The organism is Egibacter rhizosphaerae, from assembly GCF_004322855.1.
Lineage (GTDB): Bacteria > Actinomycetota > Nitriliruptoria > Euzebyales > Egibacteraceae > Egibacter > Egibacter rhizosphaerae.
The window spans coordinates 3,957,139-3,982,183 of record NZ_CP036402.1; the positions used below are offsets into that span (position 1 = coordinate 3,957,139).

The 25,045-nt window shown below is 72.7% G+C and carries 22 protein-coding genes; 12 read left to right on the plus strand and 10 right to left on the minus strand.

Annotation, left to right across the window (positions count from 1 at the left end):
* Positions 1 to 68 precede the first annotated feature (68 nt).
* A complete protein-coding gene (locus tag ER308_RS18200) occupies positions 69 to 641 on the minus strand; it encodes a 3'-5' exonuclease (RefSeq protein WP_165492234.1) in 573 nt (190 codons plus the stop codon).
* A 46-nt stretch (positions 642 to 687) separates the two neighbouring features.
* Positions 688 to 2,538, minus strand: a complete 1,851-nt coding sequence (locus tag ER308_RS18205) for a DUF294 nucleotidyltransferase-like domain-containing protein (RefSeq protein WP_131156305.1) — start codon at positions 2,536 to 2,538, stop codon at positions 688 to 690.
* A gap of 248 nt (positions 2,539 to 2,786) precedes the next feature.
* Here ER308_RS18205 and ER308_RS18210 point away from each other — a divergent pair, with 248 nt between their 5' ends.
* Positions 2,787 to 4,241, plus strand: a complete 1,455-nt coding sequence (locus ER308_RS18210) for a benzaldehyde dehydrogenase (RefSeq protein ID WP_131156306.1) — start codon at positions 2,787 to 2,789, stop codon at positions 4,239 to 4,241.
* Positions 4,242 to 4,396: 155 nt separating this feature from the next.
* Positions 4,397 to 6,046 (plus strand): choline dehydrogenase, encoded by a 1,650-nt coding sequence (betA, locus tag ER308_RS18215; protein WP_131156307.1) that lies wholly within the window; start codon positions 4,397 to 4,399, stop codon positions 6,044 to 6,046.
* 37 nt (positions 6,047 to 6,083) lie between these two features.
* Here betA and ER308_RS18220 read toward each other — a convergent pair whose 3' ends face one another.
* Entirely contained in the window at positions 6,084 to 6,752 is a 669-nt protein-coding gene (locus ER308_RS18220) for a response regulator (protein ID WP_131156308.1), read from the minus strand.
* A complete protein-coding gene (locus ER308_RS18225) occupies positions 6,749 to 7,918 on the minus strand; it encodes a sensor histidine kinase (protein WP_165492235.1) in 1,170 nt (389 codons plus the stop codon). Before ER308_RS18225 ends, ER308_RS18220 begins: the two co-directional genes overlap by 4 nt.
* Positions 7,919 to 8,081: 163 nt before the next feature.
* Here ER308_RS18225 and ER308_RS18230 point away from each other — a divergent pair, with 163 nt between their 5' ends.
* Positions 8,082 to 9,269: a DUF418 domain-containing protein gene (locus ER308_RS18230; protein WP_131156310.1), complete on the plus strand. Its 1,188-nt coding sequence runs from the start codon at positions 8,082 to 8,084 to the stop codon at positions 9,267 to 9,269.
* A gap of 76 nt (positions 9,270 to 9,345) precedes the next feature.
* On the opposite strand, the gene ER308_RS18235 is transcribed toward ER308_RS18230, so the two are convergent.
* The 5 genes from ER308_RS18235 to ER308_RS18255 form a co-directional block, all read right to left on the minus strand.
* Positions 9,346 to 9,885, minus strand: a complete 540-nt coding sequence (locus ER308_RS18235) for a flavin reductase family protein (protein ID WP_131156311.1) — start codon at positions 9,883 to 9,885, stop codon at positions 9,346 to 9,348.
* 369 nt (positions 9,886 to 10,254) lie between these two features.
* The gene (locus tag ER308_RS18240) at positions 10,255 to 11,049 is read right to left on the minus strand and encodes a PP2C family protein-serine/threonine phosphatase (protein ID WP_165492236.1); all 795 of its coding nucleotides are present in this window, start codon (positions 11,047 to 11,049) and stop codon (positions 10,255 to 10,257) included.
* Between the two features lie 130 nt (positions 11,050 to 11,179).
* Positions 11,180 to 11,614, minus strand: a complete 435-nt coding sequence (locus tag ER308_RS21830) for an OsmC family protein (RefSeq protein WP_165492237.1) — start codon at positions 11,612 to 11,614, stop codon at positions 11,180 to 11,182.
* 68 nt (positions 11,615 to 11,682) lie between these two features.
* On the minus strand, positions 11,683 to 12,669 hold the full coding sequence (locus ER308_RS18250; RefSeq protein ID WP_131156313.1) for a carbohydrate kinase family protein: 987 nt from the start codon (positions 12,667 to 12,669) through the stop codon (positions 11,683 to 11,685).
* On the minus strand, positions 12,662 to 13,360 hold the full coding sequence (locus ER308_RS18255; RefSeq protein ID WP_165492238.1) for a phosphoribosylanthranilate isomerase: 699 nt from the start codon (positions 13,358 to 13,360) through the stop codon (positions 12,662 to 12,664). Before ER308_RS18255 ends, ER308_RS18250 begins: the two co-directional genes overlap by 8 nt.
* Positions 13,361 to 13,555: 195 nt before the next feature.
* On the opposite strand from ER308_RS18255, the gene ER308_RS18260 reads away from it, so the two are divergent.
* From ER308_RS18260 to ER308_RS18295, 8 genes are read left to right on the plus strand one after another with little or no spacing between them, the layout of a single operon-like run.
* On the plus strand, positions 13,556 to 14,503 hold the full coding sequence (locus ER308_RS18260; protein ID WP_131156314.1) for an ABC transporter permease: 948 nt from the start codon (positions 13,556 to 13,558) through the stop codon (positions 14,501 to 14,503).
* Positions 14,500 to 15,351 (plus strand): ABC transporter permease, encoded by an 852-nt coding sequence (locus ER308_RS18265; protein WP_131156315.1) that lies wholly within the window; start codon positions 14,500 to 14,502, stop codon positions 15,349 to 15,351. Before ER308_RS18260 ends, ER308_RS18265 begins: the two co-directional genes overlap by 4 nt.
* Positions 15,352 to 15,388: 37 nt before the next feature.
* Entirely contained in the window at positions 15,389 to 16,351 is a 963-nt protein-coding gene (locus ER308_RS18270) for an ABC transporter ATP-binding protein (RefSeq protein WP_131156316.1), read from the plus strand.
* Positions 16,352 to 16,379: 28 nt separating this feature from the next.
* Positions 16,380 to 17,570 carry an ABC transporter ATP-binding protein gene (locus tag ER308_RS18275; RefSeq protein ID WP_205745717.1) on the plus strand — a complete coding sequence of 397 codons (1,191 nt, stop codon included), beginning with the start codon at positions 16,380 to 16,382 and terminating at the stop codon, positions 17,568 to 17,570.
* A gap of 13 nt (positions 17,571 to 17,583) precedes the next feature.
* Positions 17,584 to 18,339, plus strand: a complete 756-nt coding sequence (locus ER308_RS18280) for an SDR family NAD(P)-dependent oxidoreductase (protein WP_131157101.1) — start codon at positions 17,584 to 17,586, stop codon at positions 18,337 to 18,339.
* Between the two features lie 42 nt (positions 18,340 to 18,381).
* A complete protein-coding gene (locus ER308_RS18285) occupies positions 18,382 to 20,010 on the plus strand; it encodes an ABC transporter substrate-binding protein (RefSeq protein ID WP_131156317.1) in 1,629 nt (542 codons plus the stop codon).
* Between the two features lie 60 nt (positions 20,011 to 20,070).
* Positions 20,071 to 21,273 carry a M20 family metallopeptidase gene (locus tag ER308_RS18290; RefSeq protein WP_131156318.1) on the plus strand — a complete coding sequence of 401 codons (1,203 nt, stop codon included), beginning with the start codon at positions 20,071 to 20,073 and terminating at the stop codon, positions 21,271 to 21,273.
* Position 21,274: 1 nt separating this feature from the next.
* Complete coding sequence (locus ER308_RS18295) at positions 21,275 to 22,228, plus strand: P1 family peptidase (protein WP_205745718.1); 954 nt, start codon at positions 21,275 to 21,277, stop codon at positions 22,226 to 22,228.
* Between the two features lie 15 nt (positions 22,229 to 22,243).
* On the opposite strand, the gene ER308_RS18300 is transcribed toward ER308_RS18295, so the two are convergent.
* Positions 22,244 to 23,494, minus strand: a complete 1,251-nt coding sequence (locus tag ER308_RS18300) for an HD-GYP domain-containing protein (RefSeq protein WP_165492239.1) — start codon at positions 23,492 to 23,494, stop codon at positions 22,244 to 22,246.
* Positions 23,495 to 23,989: 495 nt separating this feature from the next.
* Between ER308_RS18300 and ER308_RS18305 the strand changes: the two genes are divergently transcribed.
* Entirely contained in the window at positions 23,990 to 25,000 is a 1,011-nt protein-coding gene (locus tag ER308_RS18305) for a S49 family peptidase (RefSeq protein ID WP_131156320.1), read from the plus strand.
* Positions 25,001 to 25,045: the final 45 nt, after the last annotated feature.

The following is a 25,045-nucleotide window of genomic DNA, read 5'->3' on the forward strand; positions in this document are numbered from 1 at the left end:
GAGATGGCGAGCCGCTCGACCCACTGACCGCCCGAGGCCTCGCCGGACCCGGTGCGGCCGTGCGCGAGTCAGCGCGGACGGGCCAGCCGGCGGAGATCGTCGACCGTCGGCGACCGTCGGGCCCCGAGTCGCGCGACCAGCGCGAGGAGGAGCTGCGCGGTGGCGAGCGCGTCACCGAACGCGTGATGGGCGCGGGGAACGGGCAGTTCGTAGCGCCTCGCCAGTGCGGTGAGGGTGAGGTCCCGGTGGCCGTGCTCACCCTCGACCTCGCGGGCCAGTTGCATCGTGTCGACCGTCTCGTTCCTCGGCCACCGGACGCCGAGGCGGCGCAGCATCGCGAGCTCCAGCCAGGCGCCGTGGGCGACGAGGGTCCGGCCGTCGAGCACCGCCGTGAGGATCGAGCCCACGTCGGCCGGCGTCGTGCCGGCGGCCACGTCCTCGGGCAACAGCCGGTGGAACGGCATGGAGGCGACCGGCACTTCCCCGTCGCTCGCGATGAGCGTGTAACCCCCGTCGGCCACCCGAATGCGGCCGTTCACGATCGCGACCCATCCGGCCGACAACGGCCGTGCCTGGCGGGGATTCGCGTCGGTGGTCTCGAAGTCCACCACCAGGAACCCGGCGTCCTGCCACACGGTCACGGTGGTGCTCGCCTCGGGCGGTGCGCCCGTCGCCGTCCACGTCGGCTCACCCCAGCATCCCCGTGTGGTAGGTGCTCGCGAGGACCTCCTGGGCCAAGCGCACGGCCTGGAACGTCTCCTTGAGATCGCTGCGCACCAGGGGCGACAGATCGCCGGGATCGATGCGGTTCGTGAGTGGCTGTCCGGCCGCGTGCTGCTCGAGGTGGCCCCGCAGGCGGAGGCCGAGCGCGATGTCGTAGCCCCCGCGCAGCGTCGACGCCAGGTCACCGGAGATGCGGCGATCCTCGGACGCTGCCCGAAGGCGACTGGGGGTGTCGAGGACCCGACTCGCTCCCGCGAGCGCGTGCACCCGTGCGATGTCGGCGATCGGCAGCATCGCACCGGCCTTGAGGTCGAGCGTTCCCGCATGATCGCCCGAGCGCTCGACCGTGAGGCGCCCGGTGAACCCCAGCGGTGGCCGATAACGCGTCGCCTCGCGCGCCAGTTGCCCCAGGAAGCGCTGGTTCCCGGCGGCTTCGGCGATCGTGGGGGCGAGCAACGTGGTCGCGTCGAGCTCGCCCGCCACCGTGCGCAGGTCGAAGCCGATTTCGGTGCCGAGCAGGCTGTCGCCGGTGGGGGTGCGGATCCAATCGCGGAAGCGCTCCTCCCAGGCACCGCGACTCCGCCGCCAGCCGGGCTCGGAGGCCATGACCCCACCCGGGCACCGCGGGTATCCGCAGCGCTCGAGCGCCGCGGTCATCCAGGTCCCCAGTCGGGCGAACGCCTCCTCATCGGTCGGTGTGAGCTCGTCCGGCAGGAGCAGTCCGCTGTCCTGATCGCTCGACAACGTCGACTCCCGCCGTGCCTGGCTGCCGAACGCGAGCCATCCGAACGCCGTGGGCATCGACCCGACCTCGTCCTCCGCGAGGCGGAGCAGGCGGGAGATCACCCGGTCGGTCACCGTCGACACGACCCTCGCGGTGTCGGTGGGGGAGGTCCCCGCGTCGAGCAGCGCGCGCACCGTCCGCGGGAGGTCCTCCAGCGCCGAGGCGACCGCCGGGACGTCGGCGGCGCGGTCGAGGGCCTTGCGCAGGAACAGCGGGCTCCGGGTGCCGAGCTGCAGGAGGTCGCTGGAGGTCACCATGCCGACGAGCCGCTCGCCCTCGCGGACCGGCATGTGATGGATGCCGGCGGCGAGCATGTCGATGAGGGCCTCGGCGGCCGGGACGTCCGCCGCGATGGTCCGGACGGGGAAGGTCGCGAACGCCTCGACGGGCTCGTCGGGGCTCGCGCCCTCGGCGACGAGCCGGTTGCGCAGGTCGCGATCGGTGAGGATGCCGACCCGGTCGCCGCGGAACACGACCAGGCAGGACACGCCGTGTGCGCGCATGCGGCGTGCGGCCACCCGGCAGGCCTCGTCCGGTGCGGCGGTGAGCAGGGGTGTGCTCATCATCGACCGTGTCGCGGCGGTCTGAAGGTCGATGCGCTCGGCGGGATCCGAGGAGTCGGTCGCGCCGAGGCGCTCCGGGCGGCCGGACCAGGCGAGGTCGATCGCTCGTTCCGGCAACATCACGAGGAGCGCCGCGCGCTGCGTCACGATCGTGGTGTCGGCAGCGGGTGCGTGGAACTCGACCTCGCCGACGAGGTCGATGGTGCGATCCTCGGCGTCCTGGACGAGGAGCGCACCGCGCCAGACCACCAGCGGTCGGGCGTCACGGACGGGTGTCCGGGCCCCCTCGGCGAGGTAGGTGAGCTCGGCGTCGCGCGCGAGGGGCTCGAGGTCACCGCGGGCCAGCCCGTGGAACGCGGGGCAGGCCTCGAGCAGCTCGACGAGATCGGTCAGCGCCGCAGCAGGCGGCTGCTGGGACCCATGTGCGGCCCAGCGCGCCGGTCGACGGGGACGGTCACCTGCGGCCATGCGCAGCGATCGACTCGCTCACGGCGTCCCCGTTCAACTCGGCCCTCCCGAGCGTACCGTGCCGCCATCGACGAACCCGACCCGATTCCGACCGCAATCGGATGCAAGCGGGCCGGTTCGGGCGGGTAGGTTGTGCCGTGGCTCGCGCACGTATATGCGCGATGCGTACGGCACTGGAACGTCCAGCGTGGGCAATGGTGGCACCCCACCATCGGACAGCCCGCATGCCGGGACGAGAGGAGGCCGCGATGGGCTTCATCGCCGAGCAGGAGTGGGACGGCAAGGTCTACAGCGACGGATGGACGCGTCCGAGCGGGGGCGCGATGGACATCATCGAGCCCGCGACGGGCGGGTCATTGGGTCGGTCCGGGGTGGCCGGGCCGGAGGACGTCACCAACGCGGCCGCGCGTGCGGCGCAGGCCCAGCGGGAGTGGGCGGCCAAGAGCTTCGAGGAACGCTCGGCAATCCTGCGCCACGCGGGCGAGTTGCTCGAAGAGCACACCGATGAGATCCACCCCTGGATCATGCGCGAGACGGGCGCGATCGGGGGTAAGGCCGGGCTGGAGACGCACGTGGCCGCCGAGGAGTGCTTCGAGGCGGCGGCGTTGGCGCGCCAGCCGCAGGGCGAGATCCTGCAGACCGCCAAGCCGTGGATGAGCTTCGCCCGCCGGCGTCCCGTGGGCGTCGTGGGGGTGATCAGCCCGTTCAACTTCCCCCTCATCCTCTCGACGCGGTCGGTCGCGCCGGCGTTGGCGCTGGGCAACTCGGTCGTGCTCAAGCCGGATCCCCGGACGCCGGTGACCGGTGGCGTGCTGCTGGCGCGTGCCTTCGAGGAGGCCGGGCTGCCCGAGGGGGTGCTGCACGTCCTGCCCGGCGGCGCCGACGCCGGCGAGGCGCTGGTGGCCGACCCACAGGTGCCGGTGATCTCGTTCACCGGCTCGACCGAGGGCGGTCGCAAGGTGGGCGAGGCCGCGGCGCGCCATCTCAAGCGCACACATCTGGAGCTCGGCGGCAACTCGGCGCTCGTGATCCTCGACGACGCCGACCTGGACGCAGCCGTGTCCGCCGGCGCGTTCGCCTCGTTCATGCATCAGGGGCAGATCTGCATGACCACCGGCCGGCACCTGGTGCACGAGCGCATCGCCGGCGACTACCTCGACGCCTTGCGCGAGAAGGCCGAAGGTCTGCCGGTCGGGAATCCGGCCACCGATCAGGTCGTGGTCGGGCCGCTGATCGACGAGGGCCAGCGTGACCGGGTCCACTCCCTGGTGAGCCAGAGCGTCGACGGCGGCGCGAAGTTGGTGACCGGCGGCACGTACGAGGATCTCTTCTACCAGCCCACCGTGCTCTCGGACCTGCAACCCGACAGCCCCGCCTACCGCAACGAGGTGTTCGGCCCCGTGGCACCGGTGCGGTCGTTCTCCGACGTCGAGCAGGCCGTGGCCATGGCCGCCGACAGCGACCACGGCCTCTCCCTGGGCATCATGACCGGCGACGTGATGCGGGGGGTGGAGATCGCCGACCGTGTGCCCAGCGGCATCGTGCACATCAACGAGCAGACCGTCGGTGACGAGGCCGTCGCGCCGTTCGGCGGCGTGGCCGACTCCGGCAACGGCTCACGCCTCGGCGGCACCAGCAACCTCGAGGCGTTCACCGAGATCCAGTGGCTGACCATGCAGGGCCAGCCCACGAGGTACTTCTAGCGCGGTCCCGGGCGCCCGACCGGGCCGGGCCGTCGTCGCAGGACGGGCCCGGCCCGGTTTGCTGTGCGCTCGTTGCGGGGTGAGGCTGGGATCCCACGTGCGTCCCGGGGGGATGGGACGCGGCCGGACGACCACCAGCGAGACGGACAGAGACCATGACCGAGAGCATCCACGACGTCGTGATCGTCGGCGGTGGCTCCGCCGGGAGCGCCTTGGCCAACCGCCTGAGCGCCGACCCCGCCACCGACGTGCTCGTCCTCGAGGCGGGCCGCCCCGACTACAAGTGGGACGTCTTCATCCACATGCCGGCGGCGCTGCCGTTCCCGATCGGCAGCCGCTTCTACGACTGGAACTACGAGTCCGAACCCGAGCCGCGCATGCACGGGCGGCGCGTCTTCCACGGGCGGGGAAAGGTGCTCGGGGGCTCGTCCAGCATCAACGGGATGATCTTCCAGCGCGGCAACGCGATGGACTTCGACCTTTGGGCCCGGGACTTCGGCCTGGAATCGTGGGACTACGCCCACTGCCTGCCGTACTTCAAGCGCATGGAGACGTGCCTGGCCGGCGAGGACCGGTGGCGCGGCGGCGACGGACCGTTGAAGGTCGAGCGCGGGGAGGCCGACAACCCCTTGTTCGGCGCCTTCCTCGATGCCGCGGCGCAGGCGGGGTATCCGTTGACCGACGACGTGAACGGGTACCAGCAGGAGGGCTTCTCCCGCTTCGACCGCAACGTGTACCGGGGACGCCGCCTGAGCGCCGCCCGTGCCTACCTGCACCCGGTCATGGACCGCCCGAACCTGCAGGTGCGCACCCGAGCGATGGCGGCCCGGATCGTCTGGGACGGCAACCGCGCCCGCGGCGTCGACTACATCCACCGCGGCAGGATGAAGCGCGTGCTCGCCGACGAGGTCATCCTCGCCGGCGGGGCCGTGAACACCCCGCAGCTCCTCCAGGTGTCCGGGATCGGCGATGCCGACGAGGTGCGTGCGCTCGGTGTCGAGCCCGTCCAGCACCTGCCCGGAGTCGGGGAGAACCTGCAGGACCACCTCGAGGTCTACGTCCAGTACTCGTCGAAGCAGCCGGTGTCGCTGGCGCCGAACCTCGCCTGGTGGCGGCGCCCCTGGGTCGGCGCCCAGTGGCTGTTCGGCCGGACCGGGCCCGGTGCGACGAACCACTTCGAGGCCGGCGGGTTCGTGCGCACCAACGACGAGGTGACGCACCCGAACTGCATGTTCCACTTCCTGCCGCTGGCCATCCGCTACGACGGCACGTCCCCGACCGAGGGGCACGGCTATCAGGTCCACATCGGGCCGATGTTCTCGGACGTCCGCGGCACCGTGAAGGCGAGGTCACGCGATCCGCGGGACAAGCCGGCGCTGCGCTTCAACTACCTCTCGACCGAGCGGGACCGCCGCGAGTGGGTCGAGTGCGTCCGGGCCGCGCGCGACATCCTCGGCCAGCCGGCGATGGAGCCGTTCAACGCCGGCGAGATATCGCCGGGCCCCGGCGTGGACTCGGACGAGGAGATCCTCGACTGGGTGGCGAACGACGGCGAGACCGCCTACCACCCCTCGTGCACGGCCCGCATGGGTCGGGACGAGATGGCGGTCGTCGATCCCGACTCGATGCGGGTGCACGGCACCGAGGGGCTGCGCGTCGTCGACGCCTCGGTGATGCCGCGCATCACCAACGCCAACATCTACGCGCCGACCATGATGATCGCGGAGAAGGCCGCCGACCTGATCCGCGGCGACACGCCGCTGCCACCCGACGACGCGCCGGTGCACCGTCACGGCGCAGGCTGAGGGATTCGTCGCCCCGGTTCGCCAGGCTCGTCAGTCGTCACCCGGCCCGATCGCGATCGGTCAGCAGGCCCGTGTGCAGCGCCCGCAGGATGGCCTGCGTCCGGTCGCGCACCCCGAGCTTGAGCAGGATGCTCGACACGTGGTTTTTGACGGTGCCGGGGGCGAGGTGCAGGGCTGTGGCGATCTCCCGGTTGGCGTAGCCGCCGGCCAGCAGCCGCAGGATCTCGAGCTCTCGTCCGGTGAGTGGCTGGGGATCGGGTTCCTGGTCGAGGGCGTTCCTTGCGGGGAGCTCGCCGGCGGCGCGCACGAGCCGCTCGGTGATCGCCGGCTGCCACATCGTGCCGCCGGCCGCGATCGTGCGGATCGCCCCGACGAGCCCCTCGAGGGTGACGTCCTTGAGCAGGTAGCCGTGGGCGCCGGCGCGCAGCGCGCCGAGGACCAGTTCGTCGTCATCGAAGGTGGTCAGTACGAGTGTCGGGATCTCGTCGCCACGCTCGCGCATGGTGCGCAGCACGCTGATCCCGTCCCGTACCGGCATGCGCAGGTCGAGCAACAGGACGTCCGGAGGGTCGGCCTCGACCGCGGCGAGGGCCTCGTCACCGTCACCGGCCTCGCAGCTGACCACGACATCGCTGGTCAGCTCCAGGAGTTGCCGCAGCCCGGCTCGCACCAGCGTCTGATCGTCGACCAGGCACACGCGGATCACGGGGCGGGGACCTCGGTCGCGCTGACGGTCGGGTCGGGGAGCGGTACCTGGGCGGTCACCCGGAACCCCTTCCCGGGTTCCACCGAGACCCGGCCTCCGAGCTCGTGGACGCGCTCGGTGAGGCCGGTGAGTCCGTGGCCGAACGAGATGTCGTCGGCGCCGCCGCCGCCGTCGTCCTCGCCGATGAGTACGATCGCGTCCTCGTGGCGGGACACCCGGAGCCACACGTTCTCGGCCTCGCTGTGGCGGATGGCGTTGGTGACGATCTCCTGGGCCGCCCGCATCAGGGCCGACAGCCGCGCCTCGTCCACCTCGATCGCCTCATCGACCTGGAGGTGGATCCGCGGCCGCTGCACGTCGGTGCACAGTGCCGCGAGTGCCGCCTCCAACTCCACCGGCTGCGAGCGCAGCTGACCGACCGTGTCGCGCACCTCGGTCAGCAAGTCTGTGGCAAGTCGGCGTGCGCGGGTGACGTGCTCGCTGGCGGGCGGCTGAGCGCGGTGGCTGGCCACCTCGAGCTCGAGGGAGAGCGCGGTCAGCTGATGACCCACGGCGTCGTGGAGGTCCCTGGCGATGCGCACCCGTTCGGCGCCGCGCACCGATTCCTCGAGCAGGGCCTGGGTGGCCTGGAGCTCCACGTTGGTGGCGGCCAGCTCCGCCCGCGTGGCCGACTGGCGCGCCTCGAGCCACTGGGCCACGACGACGAACGCCTGCATCACCCCGTAGAAGCCGACGTATATCGCCACTTCGATGCCATGGACGTCCGCGACCAACGTGGCGCCGGCGAGCAGGGCGAGCGACTGCACGACGACCACCGCGATCGCTGCCGGCCGGGACCAGGTCGATGCGGCCATTGCCGCGGAGAACACCATGAGGATCGGCGTCCAGCCTTGACCCGAGTCAAGTAGTAGCACCGCCAGTACGGCGCTCGTGACGAGTACTCCCACCGCGAGGTTCCGCCCCCGGGGACGTTGCCCGGGTCCCGGCAGCATCAAGGCCGCGAGTGCGAGCACGAACGTTCCGTACACCGTCCACCACAGCCAGACAGGGCCGACGGTGGGTTGCGTCCCCGCCGCGAACCCCCAGACGAGCATGGGCGCGGCCACGCTCGCGCAGATGACGATCGAGCCGATCGCGGTCCATCGATCCAGGGACTGCTCCGACATGCGGGCAAGGTACTGCGTCGTGTCGCCCGCGCGCCTGTGCCGGGAGTCACGGGTCGAGAACGTGACCTGTGGCACATGACCCGCGCCGGCCGAGGGGGCACGGTCCCGACGCCGCATCGCAGCGGCGAACCGTGGACGGCAGGCAGCGATCGGAGTGGATCACATGGCGACGGAACCGACGGGTGCGCGGGGTGCCCGATCAGTCGGGCAGTCCTGGACACGGCCCCACGAGCGGGCGCTCGCCCCCGACCTCGCGCGCGGCGGGATGCTGTTGCTCATCGTGCTCGCCCACGCGCCGCTCTGGCTCGTCGGACCAGAGCCGGGCGTGTCGACCCACCCCGAGGGTGGAGGGGTGATCGACGAGGCCTACCGCACCGTGAGCGTCCTGCTGATCGACAGTCGGGCCTACCCACTGTTCGCGGCCCTGTTCGGCTACGGCCTGGCCCGGGTGGTGGACCGGCAGCGCGCGGTCGGCACGCCCGAGGGCGGGATTCGCCGGCTGCTGCGGCGCCGGGGCTGGTGGCTGATCCTGTTCGGCCTCGTGCACGCCCTCCTCGTCACCCCGGTCGAGATCCTGGGCGCGTACGGGTTGGCGGCGCTGCTGATCGGCTGGCTCCTGTTCCGGTCGCAGCACGCGGTCCGCAACGGGATCGTCGCCCTCGCGCTGTTCTACACCGTGATCGTCGTGCTGGCCGACGCCACGATCGGGTCGATGGAGGACCTCGGCGCCTTCGAGTTCGGCCTGCTCGGCTACTCGATCAACGACCTCGTGGTGCGGGTGGTCGCCTGGTTCGGCGCCGTCTTCGGCAACGTGGTGATGTTGCCGGTACCGCTGGCGATGCTGGTCGGTGCCTGGGCCGGACGGCAGCGCCTGCTCGAGGAGCCCGGGCGGCACCGTGGCCTCCTCCTGCGGATGGCGGTCGTGGGGATCCCGGTGTCGGTCGTCGGTGGGTTCCCACTCGCGCTCGTCGGCGTCGTCGGGGTCGTCGACGGCGTGCCGCTCGCGCCGTTGATCAGCCTGCACACGCTCACCGGCCTCGCCGGCGGGCTCGGCTATGCCGCGTTGTTCGGGCTCGCCGGGGACCGCTGGCAGGGGCGACGGAGCGGGGCGCTCTGGCTGCTGACCGCGACCGGTCGACGGTCGCTGACCTGCTACCTGCTGCAGTCGGCGCTGCTCGTCGTGCTCCTGTCGCAGACGTTCCTCGGGGTGGGTGCCCACGTGCACAGCGCGGGGGCCGCCCTGGTGGCGGTGGCGGCGTGGTCGGGGGGTGTCGCCACCGCCGCCGTGCTGGAACGCGCCGGCCGTCCCGGACCGGCGGACGCGCTGCTGCGCCGCCTCGCCTACCGGTGACCTCGGGCGGCTCCGGACTCGGCGCGGCTCTGCTTCCGATGGGCGCGTTCGACGGGAGCGAGCCGGGTGCGGGAGTTCAGCCGTCCGGCAAGGCCGTGTCCGGGGCCCGGGCGCTCCACGAGCGGTGGGGCGCGGCCAGCTTCCGGTACTGTCCGCGGAAGTGGACCAGCGGCGCCTCCAGGTCGTCGAGCACGAGTTCCTCGATGGTCCCGTCCACCAGGAGTCCGTAGCCGCGCTCGCTGACGTCGACGAGGCGGCACGCCGCTCGGGTCCCGACGTCCGTTACGACCGGGCCGTGCTCGGAGTCGGCGGTGTCGAGGTCCTGGAACGGTCCACCGGGGACGGGCACCTGCCCGGCGAAGCGCTCGGCGAGGGAGCGGTGCTGCTCGCCCAGCACGTGGACGACGAAGCGCTCGGTCTCGCGGATCCGGTCCAGGAGGTCCGCCAAGTCACCGAGGAGCCCCAGCACGTGGGCGGGCTCGCCCTCCGCGATGATGACCGACCCGATGCTCAACCCCTCCGCGCTGCGGCCATGACCGGATGTCCAGACGGTCACGCCGCTCGTGAGCCGTCCGCGCAGGCGCCGAGCGGGGCTGTTGTGTGCTTCGGTGTCCATGCTCCGGTCCTCTTCCAGCCGCCCACGAGGGGGTGGGGCATGCCGTCGAGAGTGGGGTGAGGTTGGCACGTCGGCAGAGGTGTGGACGAGACGGGCATCGGTTCGCACCGATGGAGTCCACACCGCCGCGCCGTTGCATGCGGTGGCCGCACACGGCAGCCGAGGATGCCTCGGGGTGTGGACCGGAAGGGTGGCTGTGGGCAGCGGACCTGTCCACACCCGGGCTGCCCCGGGCTCCAGACGGGGTGACCGGGGCTCCAGGCGGGGATGCCTCGGGGTGTGGACCGGAAGGGTGGCTGTGGGCAGCGGACCTGTCCACACCCGGGCTGCCCCGGGGCTCCAGGCGAGGTGACCGGGGCCCTGCGTGGCTCAGACGGCAGCGACCACGACCGTTACGTTGTCCGGAGCCTCCCCTGCGAGCGCGGCGTCGATCAACGCCTCGGCGAGCCCGTCGGCCGGCTGATCGGCTTCGAGACACCGCGCGATCCCCGCTTCGTTGATCGCCTCGATGAGCCCGTCGGAGCACAGGAGCACCCGGTCGCCCGGGGAGAGGTCGGCCGGGTCCGGCTTGTCGACCTCGATCTCCGACTCGGTCCCCACGACGCGTGTGAGGATGCTGCGCTCGGGATGCGTGTCGGCCTCGTTCGCGGACATGTGGCCGGCGGCGACCGCCTCGCCGACCACCGTGTGGTCGGTTGTCAGTTGTCGCAGCCCGTCCGCGGCACGCCACCGGTAGGCCCGGCTGTCGCCGACGTGCGCGAGGTACAGCCTGCCGTCGGCGAGCAGCCCCGCGGTGAGCGTCGTCCCCATCCCGAGGTAGCTCGGGTTCCGGAGTGCTTCGTCCGAGACGCGGCGGTTCGCCTCCTCGGCGGCCTCGACGAGCGCTCGATGCGGATCCTCGGGCCAGTCGCCGCGGGCCAAGCGCTGCTCCAGCGCGGCGAGCGGTTGGAGCGCGAGGCCGGACGCCACGTCACCCGCCACGTGGCCCCCGACCCCGTCGGCGACGGCCACGACCGAGGAACCGCAGACGAACCCGTCCTCGTTGTTCGGGCGGACGTGCCCGATGTGGGTGCGCCCGGCGATCCGGTCGCCCCGCTCATGAGCCTCGGGCTCGCGCCCACACCCGCGGGGTCGGGTGTCCTGGGTCTCGGCCTCGTTGGTCATGCGAAGGGTGATGCCCGGGCACCCGTTCCCCGATGCTCGTCCGGCCGGGCAGTCGGGACACCTCCGATCGTCCATCCAGTTCAGGGCGCCGAACGGTGGAGCCCGTCGGGCGCGGGTGAGCGCGCCGTGGTCAGCCGACGTGGACCTCCTCGCCATCGAAGGTGATCCCGCGGTCGAGGGTCTTGTGCACAGGGCACTTCACGGCGATCTCCTGCAGCCGCTCACGCTGCTCATCGTCGAAGTTGCCGTCGATGAAGACGCGGCCGCGGACCCGATCGAGATAGCCGCGGGCCTCGTCCTCGCAGGCCTCGCAGTCGTCCGCGTGCGCCCGGTCGTGGGTGTACTCGACGCTCACGTTGTCCAACGGCCACCCCTTGTGCCGGCAGTACAGCGCGACCGTGATGCAGGTGCACGCAGCGAGCGCGCCGAGCAACAGCTCGTAGGGGTTGGGGCCGGTGTCCTCCCCGCCCGCGTCGGTGGGCTCGTCGGCCGTCCAGACGTGGTTGCCGTTCGTGATCCGCACGCAGGTGCCGCCGGTCAGGTCGGCTGTGATCCTCGTCGTCACCGCGTTCCCCCTCGGCTGATCGGGACGGTTGCCGGTCGGCAGCGTAGGTGATGCACCTCGTCGGGGGATCAGTGCCTGCCGGGGTCCGCCGGGTCGGTGCGCGGACCCGGGGGCTCCGCTCCTGTCGGGCGCTGCGCGGCCGCGCCCGCCAGCACCCGACGACCCGGGAGGGCGCCGCGCGCACCCGCGGCCAAGGTCGCGTGCCCCCCGGCGGCGGCCCCGGCAACGGCGGCCTGCTCCGGGGGCGCACCGTCCAGCAGCCAGGCGGCGATGAGCGCAGCGTGGGTGACGTCCCCCGCGCCGCTCGTGTCCACCACCTCGACGGGGCAGGCCGGCGCGTGGACCCGCTCGCCGTCGCCGTCCACGTGCAGGCCTTCCGCACCAGCGGTCACCGCGACGCGGGTGTCGGTGTGGCGGCGCAGTCGGTCGAGTCCCTCGTCGACGTCCTCGGTGCCGGTCAGGTCGGCCAGCGGCGCCCGTCCGAGCACGAGCAGCGAGATCCGCGGCAGGAGCGCCGCGACGAGTTCTCGCGTGATGCCGCGCGGTGCGAGATCGTCGAACGTGCCCGGCAGGTCCACGCTGAGCAGGGTGTCGGTCCGGGCACACGCGTCGGCGAGGCCCCGCAGCAGCGCCGCGGGCACGTAGGCGGAGGTCGCACAGACCCGAGCCCCCGACAGACGGACGAGGTCCGCGTCGGCGAGCTCGAGCGCTCCGGCTCCGCGGCCACCGGTGAAGATGATGCGACGCCCCTCGGGGTCGACGAAGACCAGCGAGTTCGCCGTGTCCCCGGGCTCGCCGACCCGGACCCCGTCCGTGTCGATGCCGCGCTCGCGCAGGTCCGCGAGCACCTCCTCGCCGTCTGCGTCGCGCCCCACGTGGGCCACCATCGCGGCGTCGAGGCCGAGGGCAGCCGCCGCGGCCGCGACGTTGGCCTCGACGCCTCCGGGCGCGCGGGACCGTTCGAGGATGGCCGCGCCCCCGTCCGGGGGCGGCAGTATCGTCACGCGGTGCACCCGGTCCACGAGCGCGTTGCCGACGGCGAGGAGGTCAACCACCGCTCGACACTCCCGAGGTGGCCTCCCGGGAGGCGCGGACGAACGCCGCGAGGGCGTCGGGGTCCTTGCGGCGCTCGTCGTGGCTGGTGTGGGTGTACGAGTCGACGCCGTGCGGGCGGACGACGTCGATGGCCTCGGCGACGTTGGCCGGGCCCAGGCCGCCCGCCAGGATCACCGGCACCCGGTCGCCGACCGCGGCGACGATCTCGGCGCTCACGTGCCAGTCGTGCACGATCCCCGCGGCCCCGACCCCGGGGATCCCCGGCGCGACGCTGTCCAGGATCAGGGTGTCGCTGACGCCGGCCGAGGCCTCGGCCGCCGCGAGCGCGTCCGCGCGGCTCGAAGCGTCCCCGACCGCGACCGCGCTCATCAGTTCGGTGTCGCGGGGCAGGCGCTCGCGGACGGCGCGCTGGGTGGCGGGATCGAGCGTCCCGGCGGGCGGGCAGAGGTGCACCACGTCGGGGCGCAGGGCCGAGGCCATCGCCGCCACCTCGTCCGGGTCGGTGCGGACCGAGAGGGCACAGCCGGCAACGCCGTCCCCGAGCAGTCCGAGCAGTTCGCGGGCCTGCTCCCACGGCACCTCGGCCGGCACGCTCTGGCCGGCCGGCGCCAGCCCGACACGATCCACGCCCAGATCGACGCAGCGGCGCACGTCGTCCGGGTCGGTCAGCGAGTAGATCTGGATGAGCACGGCAGGCCGTTCGTCGCGGGCGGGTCGGGCAGTTGGCACACCGCGGTCTGCACGGCCGCGGTCGCGGGCGGATGGTAGACGCTCGCCTGCCGGGAGCCGTCGCCGCCGTGTGGCCGAGCCGAGCTTGTCAGCGACCCGGGGTGTGCGTACGGTGCACACGACGTCAGTCGTGGTTCGTCTCGGAGGCTCGCGCGGGTGCTGTTCTTCGTGGTGCGACGCCTCGGGGTGTTCGCGGTCAGCCTCGTCGGCGCCTCGATCGTCATCTTCGCCCTGCTCAGCCTGTTGCCCGGCGATCCCGCCCAGATCATCCTCGGGCAGCAGGCGACCCCCGAGCGGCTCGAGACGTTGCGGGCCGAGCTGGGGCTCGACCGCCCGTGGCCGGTCCGCTACGCGGACTGGGCGACGGGCGTGGCGCAGGGCGACTTCGGTGAGAGCTACCTGTCGGGCGCGGCGATCGGCCCGATGATCGCCCAGCGGCTGCAGGTCACGATCCCGCTCGCCGCCCTCGGGATGGTCCTCGCCCTGGTCCTCGCGGTGCCGCTCGGCATCACGGCCGCTGCCCGCCATCGTGGTGCCGGGGACGTGCTGATCTCCGGCGCCAGCCAGATCGGGATCGCGATCCCGGCGTTCTGGGCCGGGATCCTGCTGGTCACCGTCTTCGCCGTCCGCCTCGGGTGGCTCCCGTCGGGAGGGTTCACCCCGGTGACCGAGGACCCTGTGGCCTGGGCCCGATCGATGGTCCTGCCGGCGCTCTCGCTCGCGATCGTGCAGGCCGCCATCCTGACCCGTTACATCCGATCGTCGATCCTCGAGGTGATGCGCGAGGACTTCGTGCGCACCGCCCGAGCGAAGGGCCTGACGCGCGGCAAGGCGCTGTTCCGGCACGGCCTGCGCAACGCCGCGATCCCCGTGGTGACGATCCTCGGGCTGCAGTTCGCGTTCCTGTTCGCGGGGACGATCGTGATCGAAAACGTCTTCTTCCTGCCCGGCCTGGGGCGGATGGTCCTGCAGGCCGCCAGCGAGCGCGACCTGTTGCTCGTTCAGGGAACGGTCATGGTGCTGACGTTCGCGATCCTGTTCATCAACCTCGTCGTCGACGTGGCCTACCGCGTCATCGACCCGCGACTGCGGAGCGCCTCGTGAGCGGCGGTCGGCCGGGCGCCAACCTCGTCGTGGGTGCGTCACTGGTGGGCGTGGTCGTCGTGACCGCGGTGGTGTCGTTCGTGTGGACCCCGCACGATCCCTCCGCCGTGGCCACCGGCAACCCGTTCGCGGGCCCGAGCGCGTCCCACCCGCTCGGCACCGACCAGTTCGGCCGCGACCTGCTCAGCATGATGATGGTGGGCGCCCGCACGACGCTCTTCGTGGGGATCCTCGCGGTGGGCATCGCGATCGCGGCCGGCATCCCGATGGGCGGCTTCGCGGTCGTGGGCGGGACCACCACGGACGAGACGCTGATGCGCACCGCGGACGTCATGTACGCCCTGCCGCCGGTGCTCATGGCCCTCGTCCTCGCAGCCGTGTTCGGCCCCTCGACGGCCGCGGCGATGGCGGCGATCGGCATTGCCTACACGCCCGTGGTCGCGCGCGTGGTGCGCGGCTCCGCCCTCACGGTGATGGGACGCGAGTACGCGCTGGCGGCGCGCGCCTACGGGCGGCCCCGCTGGTTCGTGTTCGTCCGCCACGCGCTGCCGAACATCTCCTCGGTGCTGATCGTGCAGACCACGGTCATGTTCGCCCTCGCGATCGTCGCTGAGGCCGGATTGTCGTACCTGGGCATCGGCAGCCCGCCCGGGACGCCGTCGTGGGGCCGGATGCTCCGCGAGTCCCAGACCTACCTGCAGATCGCCCCGCAGCTCGCGATCCTGCCGGGCGTGGCGATCGCCGTCGCCGTCCTGGGGTTCAACCTGCTCGGGGACGGCTTGCGCGACCGCCTCGACCCGCGGTTGGGTGACCGGCGCAGCGTGCAAGCCGGTGGGGGAGGCGCATGAACGACCCACACGTTCCGAGCGACCCCGGGGGGTGCGAGTGATCGAGGTGAGCGACCTGTCGGTCCGCGCCGGCGGTGTGCGGGCCGTCGACGAGGTGAGCTTCTCGATCGAGCCCGGGCGCCGACTCGGGCTGATCGGGGAGTCCGGCTCGGGGAAGACGCTGACGGCTCTCGCGATCATGGGGCTGCTGCCCGACGGGGTGACCGCCACCGGATCGGTGCGGTACCGCGGCGACGAGATCCTGCACCTGTCCGAGCACGACCGCGCGAAGCTGCGCGGCGAGGTAATGGGCATGGTGTTCCAGGAGCCGCTCACCGCCCTCAACCCGGTCATGCGGATCGGGGAGCAGATCGCCGAGACGCTGCGCATCCATCGGGGCGCGTCCCGCCGGGAGGGCCGCGCGGCCGCGGGGGAGCTGCTGCGGCGAGTGCAGATGCCCGACCCCGAGGACAAGCTGCGCTCGTACCCGCACCAGTTGTCGGGGGGACAGCGCCAGCGGGTCGTGCTCGCCATCGCGATCGCCTGCTCGCCCGAGCTCGTGATCGCGGACGAGCCGACCACGGCCCTCGACGTGACCGTCCAGGCCGAGATCCTGCGCCTGCTCGACGCCGTCACGGTGGAGCAGGCCGCGTTCCTGCTCATCACGCACGACCTGCCGGTCGTCTCGTCCACTTGCGACGAGGTCCTGGTGATGTACGGGGGCCGGATCGTCGAGCGGGGGCCGACCGACGCGGTCTTCGCCCGTCCTCGCCATCCGTACACGGCCGGGCTCCTCGACGCCCTGCCCGACCTCGACGAGGCCGCCGGGGCGCGACTGCGGGCCATCCCGGGGACCGTGCCGGCCCTCGGCGCGTTCCCGAGCGGTTGCGTCTTCCGCGACCGCTGCGAGCGCGCCGACGGAACCTGCGCGCGCGAGCCGGCCCTGACCTGGGACCGGGACCGGGCGGCTGCCTGTTGGCATCCGCTCGGCGGGCCGGTGGCCGAGGAGGTCGTGCGATGAACAGGCTCGCCGGCAGTGGGGCCCGCCCGTGAACGCCGCCCCCGCAACCTCGATCGTGGCCGCCGAGGGCGTGGCGCGGCACTACCGGCTCGCCCGGACGTCGCTGTTCGGTCCGCGCCGACACCTCACCGCCCTGCGCGGTGTCGATCTCGCCGTGCCACCAGGGGACCGGGTGGGGGTGGTCGGCGAGTCGGGGTCGGGCAAGTCCACACTCGCGCGCATCCTGCTCGGCCTCGAGCGGCCCGACGAGGGTCGGGTCACCTACGGCGGCCAGGACCTCGCCCGAGCGGCCGAACGCGACCTGGCCGGGCTGCGTCGCGACGTGCAGATTGTGTTCCAGGATCCGATGGGCTCGCTCGACCCGCGGCTCACCGTCGCGGACATCGTCCGGGAGCCGCTGCGTGCCCTTCGGATCGAGACGGACCACGATGCGCGCCTGGCCGAGCTGCTCGACGCGGTGCGGCTCGGCCCCGAGGCGGCGTCCCGCTACCCCCACGAGTTCAGCGGTGGCCAGCGGCAGCGCATCGCGATCGCGCGGGCGCTCGCGCCCCGCCCGCGGGTGCTGGTCGCCGACGAGCCGGTCAGCGCGCTGGACGTGTCGGTGCGCGCGCAGATCCTCAACCTCCTCGCCGACCTGCGCGACGCCTACGATCTGGCGCTCGTGCTCATCAGCCACGACCTCGCCGTGGTGCGCCACGTCTGCGACCGGGTGCTGGTCATGCACCTGGGCGAGGTCGTCGAGGAGGGCCCCACCGAGCGCCTCTTCACCGACCCGCAACACCCGTACACCCGCGCGCTGCTCCAAGCCATCCCGACCATCGGCGGTGGGCTCCCCGCAGCACCGCTCGCGGCCGACGACCCCCCGTCGCCGACCGAGCTGCCGGTGGGTTGCGCCTACGCGTCGCGCTGTCCGCACGTCTTCGACCGCTGCCACGCCGAACGGCCGCCGCTCGCCGGGCCCTCCGAGCGCGATGCGGGAATCGACACCGCGGCACAACGGGCGGCGTGCCACCTCGCGTTCAGCGGCGCGTTGCCGCCGTTCGATCGCCAGGCCGCTGCGGCGGGTCGGCACGCCACCGCACCCGAGGGTCGTCCCGCCACCGCACCCGAGGGTCGTCCCGCCACCCCACCCGAGGGTCGTCCCGCCACCCCACCCGAAGGTGCTCCCGCCACCCCACCCGAGGGTGGTCCCGCCACCCCACCCGAGCAGGACCGATGAGAGGGGCACTGCCATGCGAGGACTAGCCGACCGCGTCGCGTTGGTCACCGGCGGGGCCAGCGGGATCGGCCGTGCGACCGCGGCGCGCCTGGTGGAGGAGGGCAGCCGCGTGGTCATCGCCGACCTCGACGGGCGGGCGGCGGCCAGCGTCGCGCGCGAGCTCGGTGCCGAAGCCGGGCTCGCGTGCGACGTCACCGACACGGCGCAGGTCGACGCCGCTGTCGCGCACTGCAGCAGGGAGCTCGGGGGCCTCGACCTCGTCCACGCGAACGCCGGTGCCCCGTTCACCGGAGCGATCACGGAGGTGGACGACGAGACCCTCGACCGCGTGCTCGACGTCAACCTCAAGGGCGCCTTCAAGACCTGTCGCGCCGCGGCTGGAGCCCTCAGGGCCCGCGGCGGTGGGGCGATGGCGCTCACCAGCTCCCTGCAAGGGGTGATGGCCCGCCCCGGCTTCACCCCCTACACCGCCGCCAAGCACGGGGTCGTCGGCCTCGCCCGCGGCCTCGCGCTCGAGCTCGCCGACGACGGCGTGCGCGTCAACGCCCTGGCCCCGGCGCCGACCGAGACGCCGATGCTGCCCGCCTTCGCGGGTGCGATGGGCGGGGACGTCGACGAGGCCTACGAGCGCTTCCGGGCAGGCATCCCGCTCGGGCGCCTCGCGGCCCCGAGGGACATCGCCGATGCGGTGTGCTGGCTGTTGTCCGAGGAGGCTGCGATGGTGACCGGACACGTCCTCGTCGTCGACGGCGGCATCACCGTCGGGTGAGTCCCCACCACGAGGTTGCGACCGATCGAAGGAGCACACGCCATGACCAGATCCACCCTCACGCTGGTGTCGCTGTTGGCGGCCCTTGCCCTGCTGCTCGCGGCCTGCGGGGAGATCGAGGACGACCTCGCCGAGGACGAGGATCCCGAACCCGACGACGAGCCCGACGAACCCGAGGAGGACGACGAGCCCGACGAGGACGAGGACGACGAGCCCGAGCCGGACGACGATGAGGAGGACGAGCCCGAGGCGGAGCCCGACGAGGGCGGCGTGCTGGAGATGGGCCTCACCCTCGAGCCCCCGACCATGGACTTCACCGAGAACTCGGCGGCGGCCATCCCCGAGGTCGTGCTCTACAACGTCGGGGAGACGCTGGTCGAGATCGCCCCCGACGGTGAGATCGAGCCGCTGTTGGCCGAGGACTGGGAGCAGTCCGACGACGGGCTCACCTACACCTTCGACCTGGTAGAGGCGGAGTTCCACGACGGCAGCGAACTCACCGCCGACGACGTCGTGTTCAGCTTCGAGCGCGCGATGGACCCCGACACCGCGCACCCGTTCGCGGGCGACTTCGAACCGGTTGACTCGGTCGAGGCCGTCGATGACCGCACCGTCGAGGTGCAGCTCTCCGAGTTCAGCAACAACTGGCTCTACAACATGGGTCGCAGCCCGGGGATCGTGTACGCCGAGGAGCACGTCGACGAGCTCGACGAGAGTCCGGTGGGCACCGGTCCCTTCGAGTTCGACGAGTGGGTGCGGGGCGACCGCATCGAGCTCGTCCGCAACGACGCCTACTGGGGCGACGAGCCCGCGCTCGACGGAGCCGTGTACCAGTACATCGAGGACGAGAGCGCCCTCACCAACGCGCTGCTCGCCGAGGACCTCGACCTCGTCACCCGGATCGCCGCCCCCGAGCTCGTCGAGGCCTTCGAGGACGACGACGGGTTCGAGATCCTCGACGGCATCTCCGACGGCCAGACGATCATGACGCTTAACAACGCCGTCGAGCCCTTGGACGATGTCCGCGTCCGTCAGGCGATCACCCACGCGATCGACCGGGAGGGCGTGCGCGACGTCACCCAGGGTGGGTTCGGCGAGCTGATCGGCAGCCACGCCGCCCCCCACGACCCGTGGTACGTCGATCTCGCCGACGAGTATCCCCACGACCCCGAGCGGGCGGAGGAGCTGCTCGCCGAGGCGGGCTACGAGGACGGTTTCGAGCTCACGCTCGAGCTGCCGCCCCCGCCGTACGCGCGTCGTGGGGGCGAGGTCATCGCGGGGATGCTCGATGAGGTCGGCATCGACGTTGAGCTCGAGAACATCGAATGGGGTCCGTGGACGGACGAGGTCTTGGGCGAGAGCGACTTCGAGGCGACGATCGTGGCGCACGTCGAGCCGCGCGACATCGTGCAGTACGGCAACCCCGACTACTACTGGAACTACGACGACCCGGAGGTCGCGGACTTGCTCGACGAGGCCGACCGGGCGCAGGAGCCCGACGAGCGCGACGAGCTCTACGCAGAGGTCCAGCAGACGATCGCCGACGACGCGGTGAACGTTTGGCTGTACCTGCTGCCCGAGCTCGCCGTCGTGCGCGATCACGTGGAGGGTTACGTCGAGGACCAGCCTGCCGGGTCGGTCGACCTCCGCGGCGTGAGCATCGACGACTAGCCGAATCGGACGCCCGGCCCCGGCCGCTCGCCGGGGCCGGACCTCGAGCGGGAGGTAGCCGTGCCCACGGTCGATACCGACGCGGTCGTCGCGCTGACACGCGATCTCGTGGCGATCCCCAGTGTGAACCGCCCGGAGGAGGGGCTCAGTGAACAGCCGGCCGCCGAGCGGGTCGCGGCGGAGATGCGGGCGCTCGGCTGGGAGCCGGAGGTTTGGGAGGCCGCGCCGGGGCGACCGAACGTGCTCGCGACGCTCGAGGGCGACCGACCGGGTCCCACCCTGCTGTTCGAGGGCCACACCGACGTCGTTAGCGAGGGCGACCCCGACGTGTGGTCGTTCGATCCGTTCGCCGGCGACGTCGTGGACGGGATGCTGCGCGGTCGCGGTGCCGCCGACATGAAGGGCGGAGTGGCCGCGATGATCCACGCGGCCGCCGCGGTGACCGCGGGGGGCGGGTTCCCGGGCAGGGTGAAGGTCGCGGCGCTGTGCGACGAGGAAGGGCTGATGCTCGGCGTCAAGGACTTCGTGGCGCGCGGGCACGCCGCCGGCGTCGATGGGGCGATCGTATGCGAGCCCGAGGGCGACGAGGTGTGCACGACCCAGAAGGGCGCGATCCGCGTGCGCTTCCGCGCGCGCGGGAAGATGGCCCATGGCGCCATGCCCCATCAAGGGCGCAACCCGGTGGCCGCGCTCGCGGATCTCGCGACCCGCCTCGCGGCACTGGAGCGCGGGCTGGAGGCGGATCCCGGACCGCACGCGGACCTCGGGCCGGCCTACCTTACGCCGACGGTGATGAGCGCCGGCGACCTCACCCAGCTCAACGTCATCCCCGAGACCGCCGAGCTCGCCGTCGACGTGCGCACGATCCCGGGGACGCCGAACGACCGGGTCGTGGAGTTGTTGCACGCGGAGGCCGCCGGAGTCGGCGATGACACCGGGGTCGAGATCGCGCTCGAAGTGATCGAGGACCGTCCCGCGACCGAGACCCCCGCCGACCATCCCGTGGTGACCGCGGTGAGCGCGGCGCACCACGCCGTGACGGGCCGTGCCGCGCCGTTCGGGGGCGTGCCCGGTGCGACCGACGGAACGATCCTGTGGCGCGACGCGGGGCTGCCGGTCGTCGTGTACGGCCCCGGCGACAAGTGGATCGCCCACCAGGTCGACGAGCAGGTCGCCGTCGCCGACCTCGAGCGTTGCGCGCGGGTGTACGCGGACGCTGCGCGTCGGTTCCTCGAGGGCGGTCCTGCGGACGCGGGGTCCTGAGGTGGCGCTGGGCGTCGAGGGGGTCGCGGTCGGGCACTGGACCGACGAACGGTGGCGCACGGGATGCACCGTCGTGCTGCCACCCCCCGGGACCATGGGCGGGGCGAGCGTGCGGGGAGGTGCGCCCGGCACGCGCGAGGTGCCCGCGCTCGGAGCCTCCGGCAGCGGCCTCGAGTGCCACGGCATCCTGCTCACCGGGGGCAGCGCCTTCGGGCTCGCCGCGGCCGACGGGGTCATGCGGTGGCTCGCCGAGCGTCGTCGTGGCGTGCCGGTGGGGCCCCGCGTCGTGCCGGTCGTCGGCGGGGCGAACCTCCTCGACCTGCGGACGGCCGATCAGCCCACTCCCGGTCCCGAGGCGGGGCACGCCGCCTGCGAGGTCGCCTCGACCGAGGAGCCCACCACGGGGTCGGTGGGCGTCGGCGCGGGCTGCATGGTCGGCAAGACCGCCGGAGTCGAGCACGCGGTCGCGGGCGGGGTCGGTCTGGGCATCGCGTCGCACGGTGACCTGACCGCCGGCGCGTTGGTCGCCGCGAACGCCGTTGGCGACGTTGTCGGCCCGGGCGGCGAGGTGCTCGCGGGGGACCGGGCCCCCGTCGAGGCCGAGCGCTATCCCTTCGGCGGTCCCCTGCTCGGGGCATTGGGCGGGGAGGAAGGCCGCGCCCACACCGTGATCGGGTGTGTCGCGACGAACGCCCGCCTCGACAAGAGCGGGGCGGTGCGGGCCGCCGAGCTCAGCCATGGGGGGCTCGTGCGGGCGGTCCGGCCGGCCCACACGCAGCTGGACGGGGACTGCCTGTTCCTGCTCGCAACCGGTCAGCGGGAGGCCCCGGTCGATGCGGTGGCCGCCCTCGCTGCCGAGGCGGTGGCGACGGCCGTCCGGATGGGAGTCCGTGACGCGACGGACCTCCCGGGCGCCCCCGCCGATCCGCGCGCGAAGTTGTTCGACGAGGTTTAGCTTTCCTGCCCCGGCTCAGCTCGCGACGCGCTCCGCGGTGCGCTCCGCCAGGCACCCGGGCTCGGTCGCCGGCTGCTCCGGCGCGAGTGCGCGGACGTCCACGTGCTGGTCGGAGCAGTCGAGCGGGCGCGGCTCCTCGAGGGCCTGCAGGCGATCGTCGAGCGCGAGCAGGATGCGGGGCCGGTACGGGTGGTCGAGCGGGGTCTTGGTGACCTGGCCCCTCCAGCCCACGTAGGCGCCGGTCAAGATCTGTACCCAGGTGCCGCGGGGGTAGACCGGCACGGTGCGTCGGAGCAGCTCCACGAGCTCGCGGTTCAGGTGGCCGCCCGCGTTCCGCTCGATGACCGCCATGACCTCCTCGGCGGGCATGGCCGGTCGGTACGGCCGATCCGAACTGATCGCGTTGTGGATGTCGGCCACCGCGCAGATCTCCGCCAGGAGCATCATCGTCCGCGGGTCGACGCGCTCCTGGGTCGTACGACGAATCCGATTGGACCCGTGCAGCCCGCGCGGATAGCCGGCCCCGTCCTGGCGCTCGTGATGCTGCAGGGCGATCTGTCCGGGCAGCACCGAAGCCAGGTGCAGTCGCCGGATCACCTCGTACCCGAGTTCGGGGTGCTCCTTGACGAGGGTCCGCTCGGCCTCGTCGAGCGGCCCCGGCTTGTCGATGACCGCCGAGTCGACGAGGGACTTGCCCACGTCGTGCAACAGGCAGCCGGTCGCGAGGTCCCGGAGGTTCGAAGTGCTGAGCCCCAGCCGGTGGCCGATGCCTACGGCGAGGGCCGCGACCTCGACCGAGTGCGTGAACGTGTAGTCCGAGTGGTTCTTGAGCTGCGCGAGACCGTCGAGGACCTCCCGCTCGAGCACCGAGTCGATGAGGCGGGAGACCGTCGCCTCCAGTTGCCCCTCGGCCGTGCCGTCGCTCAAGGGAGCCTCTCCGAGCCGGGTCGCGAGCGCCGCAGAGTTGGCGGGGACCGTGCCGTCGTCGAACCGTTGACGCGCGGCGCCGCTCACGTTGCTGAACAGTGTGCGGAGCGTCAGCGAGGTCTCGCGGCGAACCTCCGCGTGCAGCGGGTCGTCGACCCCGACCCAGTCAGGGGCGCCGTCGGCGATGCGCACGGCGGGAACACCCCGAGCGCGCAGCGACGCGATGTACGCGTCGGTCAGGGTGGTGCCGACTCGCAGCAGCACCTGCTCGTCGGCGTCACGAACGTCCTCGGCCAGCACGTCACCAGCGGCGACACGCTGCAACGAGCGCGTGTGCACACTCGGCTCCTCGTCGAGTCGTGGCTGCGGACGGGGTACGCCCGCGCCGCGGGGGTTCCGGGCTGACGGTCCAAGTCGACCCTCACGCATGGCGCTTCAGGGCTTCACGAGGTTTTCCTCCGGGTGTGGGGAGGAAGCTGTAGCAGCGAGGATCCGGTGCCGGGCTCGCCGGAGGCGCCCGGTCGTGTCGCATGTGGAGTGGCGGCTCGACGCATCGCCGGGGCTGGCATCCTGGCGGTCCGGCGCGCGCCCGCGACGCTCGACGATCACCAGCCGACGACGAGGTATCCGGTGACCGACGCAAACCCACCCGATGAGCCCCGCCCAGACTCCCCGCCCGGTTGGCCGGGACCGCCGGAGTCGGCGCAGAGTCAGGGTCCGCCGACGGCACAGGCGCCCCCGGGGCCACCGCCGGGGTACCCCCCGCCACCGCCGGCGCCCGCCGGACCCCAGCGGCTGGGCTATGGCGGTTTTCTCGCGCGAACGCTCACGGTCATGCTCGCCGTCCCGATCGGTGCACTGCTCACGGTCGGACTCTTCGCCCTGATCGGGGTCGGGATCGCCGTCGCCCTGACCGGTCCGCCGCTCGAACCCGTCGGCGACCCCGCGCCGGGCGCTCCCGAGGTGCGGGAGATCCCTGTCGACGGCGTGATCGCGGACGGGTACCTCGCCCGTCAGGGTGGGCTGCTCGATGCCGAGCTCGTGGCGGAGCAACTGGACGAGGCCGCGGACGATCCCGATGTGGCAGCCGTGGTCATGCCGCTCTCGAGCCCCGGGGGCACCGCGGCGGCGTCCTTCGTGATCGGCGATGCGATCGCCGACACGCAGGACCGCGGCACCCCCGTCGTCGTGCACGGCCGCGGTGAGGTCGCCAGCGGCGCGGCCATCCTCGCCGCCGATGCCGAACGCACGATCGTCGACGCGGCGACGCTGTTCGGCAGTTATGGCGTCGTCGTCGGCCCGTTCCGCCGCTACGACGACCCGATCGCCGTCGACGACGGGGCGCTTGTCGGTGGTGTCGAGACCGAGGGGGGCGTCGAGGAGGAGTCGTACTCGGCCGGACGCGGAAAGGACGCGCTCGAACCGTTCGAGGAAGATCCCGACGAACGCACGCTCGAGTTCCTCCAGGACACCGTCGACCGTGAGTACGACCGCATCGTGACGCGCGTGGCCGAGGGGCGCGATGTCGACGAGGAGGTGCTGGTGGACGAGCTCGGCGCCGCCATCGTCGACAGCGAGGTCGCGGTCGACGAGGGGCTCGTGGACGATCTCGGCGATCGGGACGCGGCCCGGGAGCTGGCGGCCGAGCTCGGCGACGTCGACGAGGAGCCCTTCGGGGTCATGCGGGTCTCTCCGGAGGCACTGCGTCACGACACGCTCGTCGGCGGCTTGCTGGGGGGAGGCCTGATCGGCGAGTTGTTCGGGATGGGCCGGGCGGAGCCGTGCCTCGACGAGCCGACCGTGCTCGCGTACTTCGGCGACGCGACGAACCTGCGGTGCGATTGACGGCGCTCGGCCGCCGCAGCGCGACCGTGTGCCACAGGGGAGCCT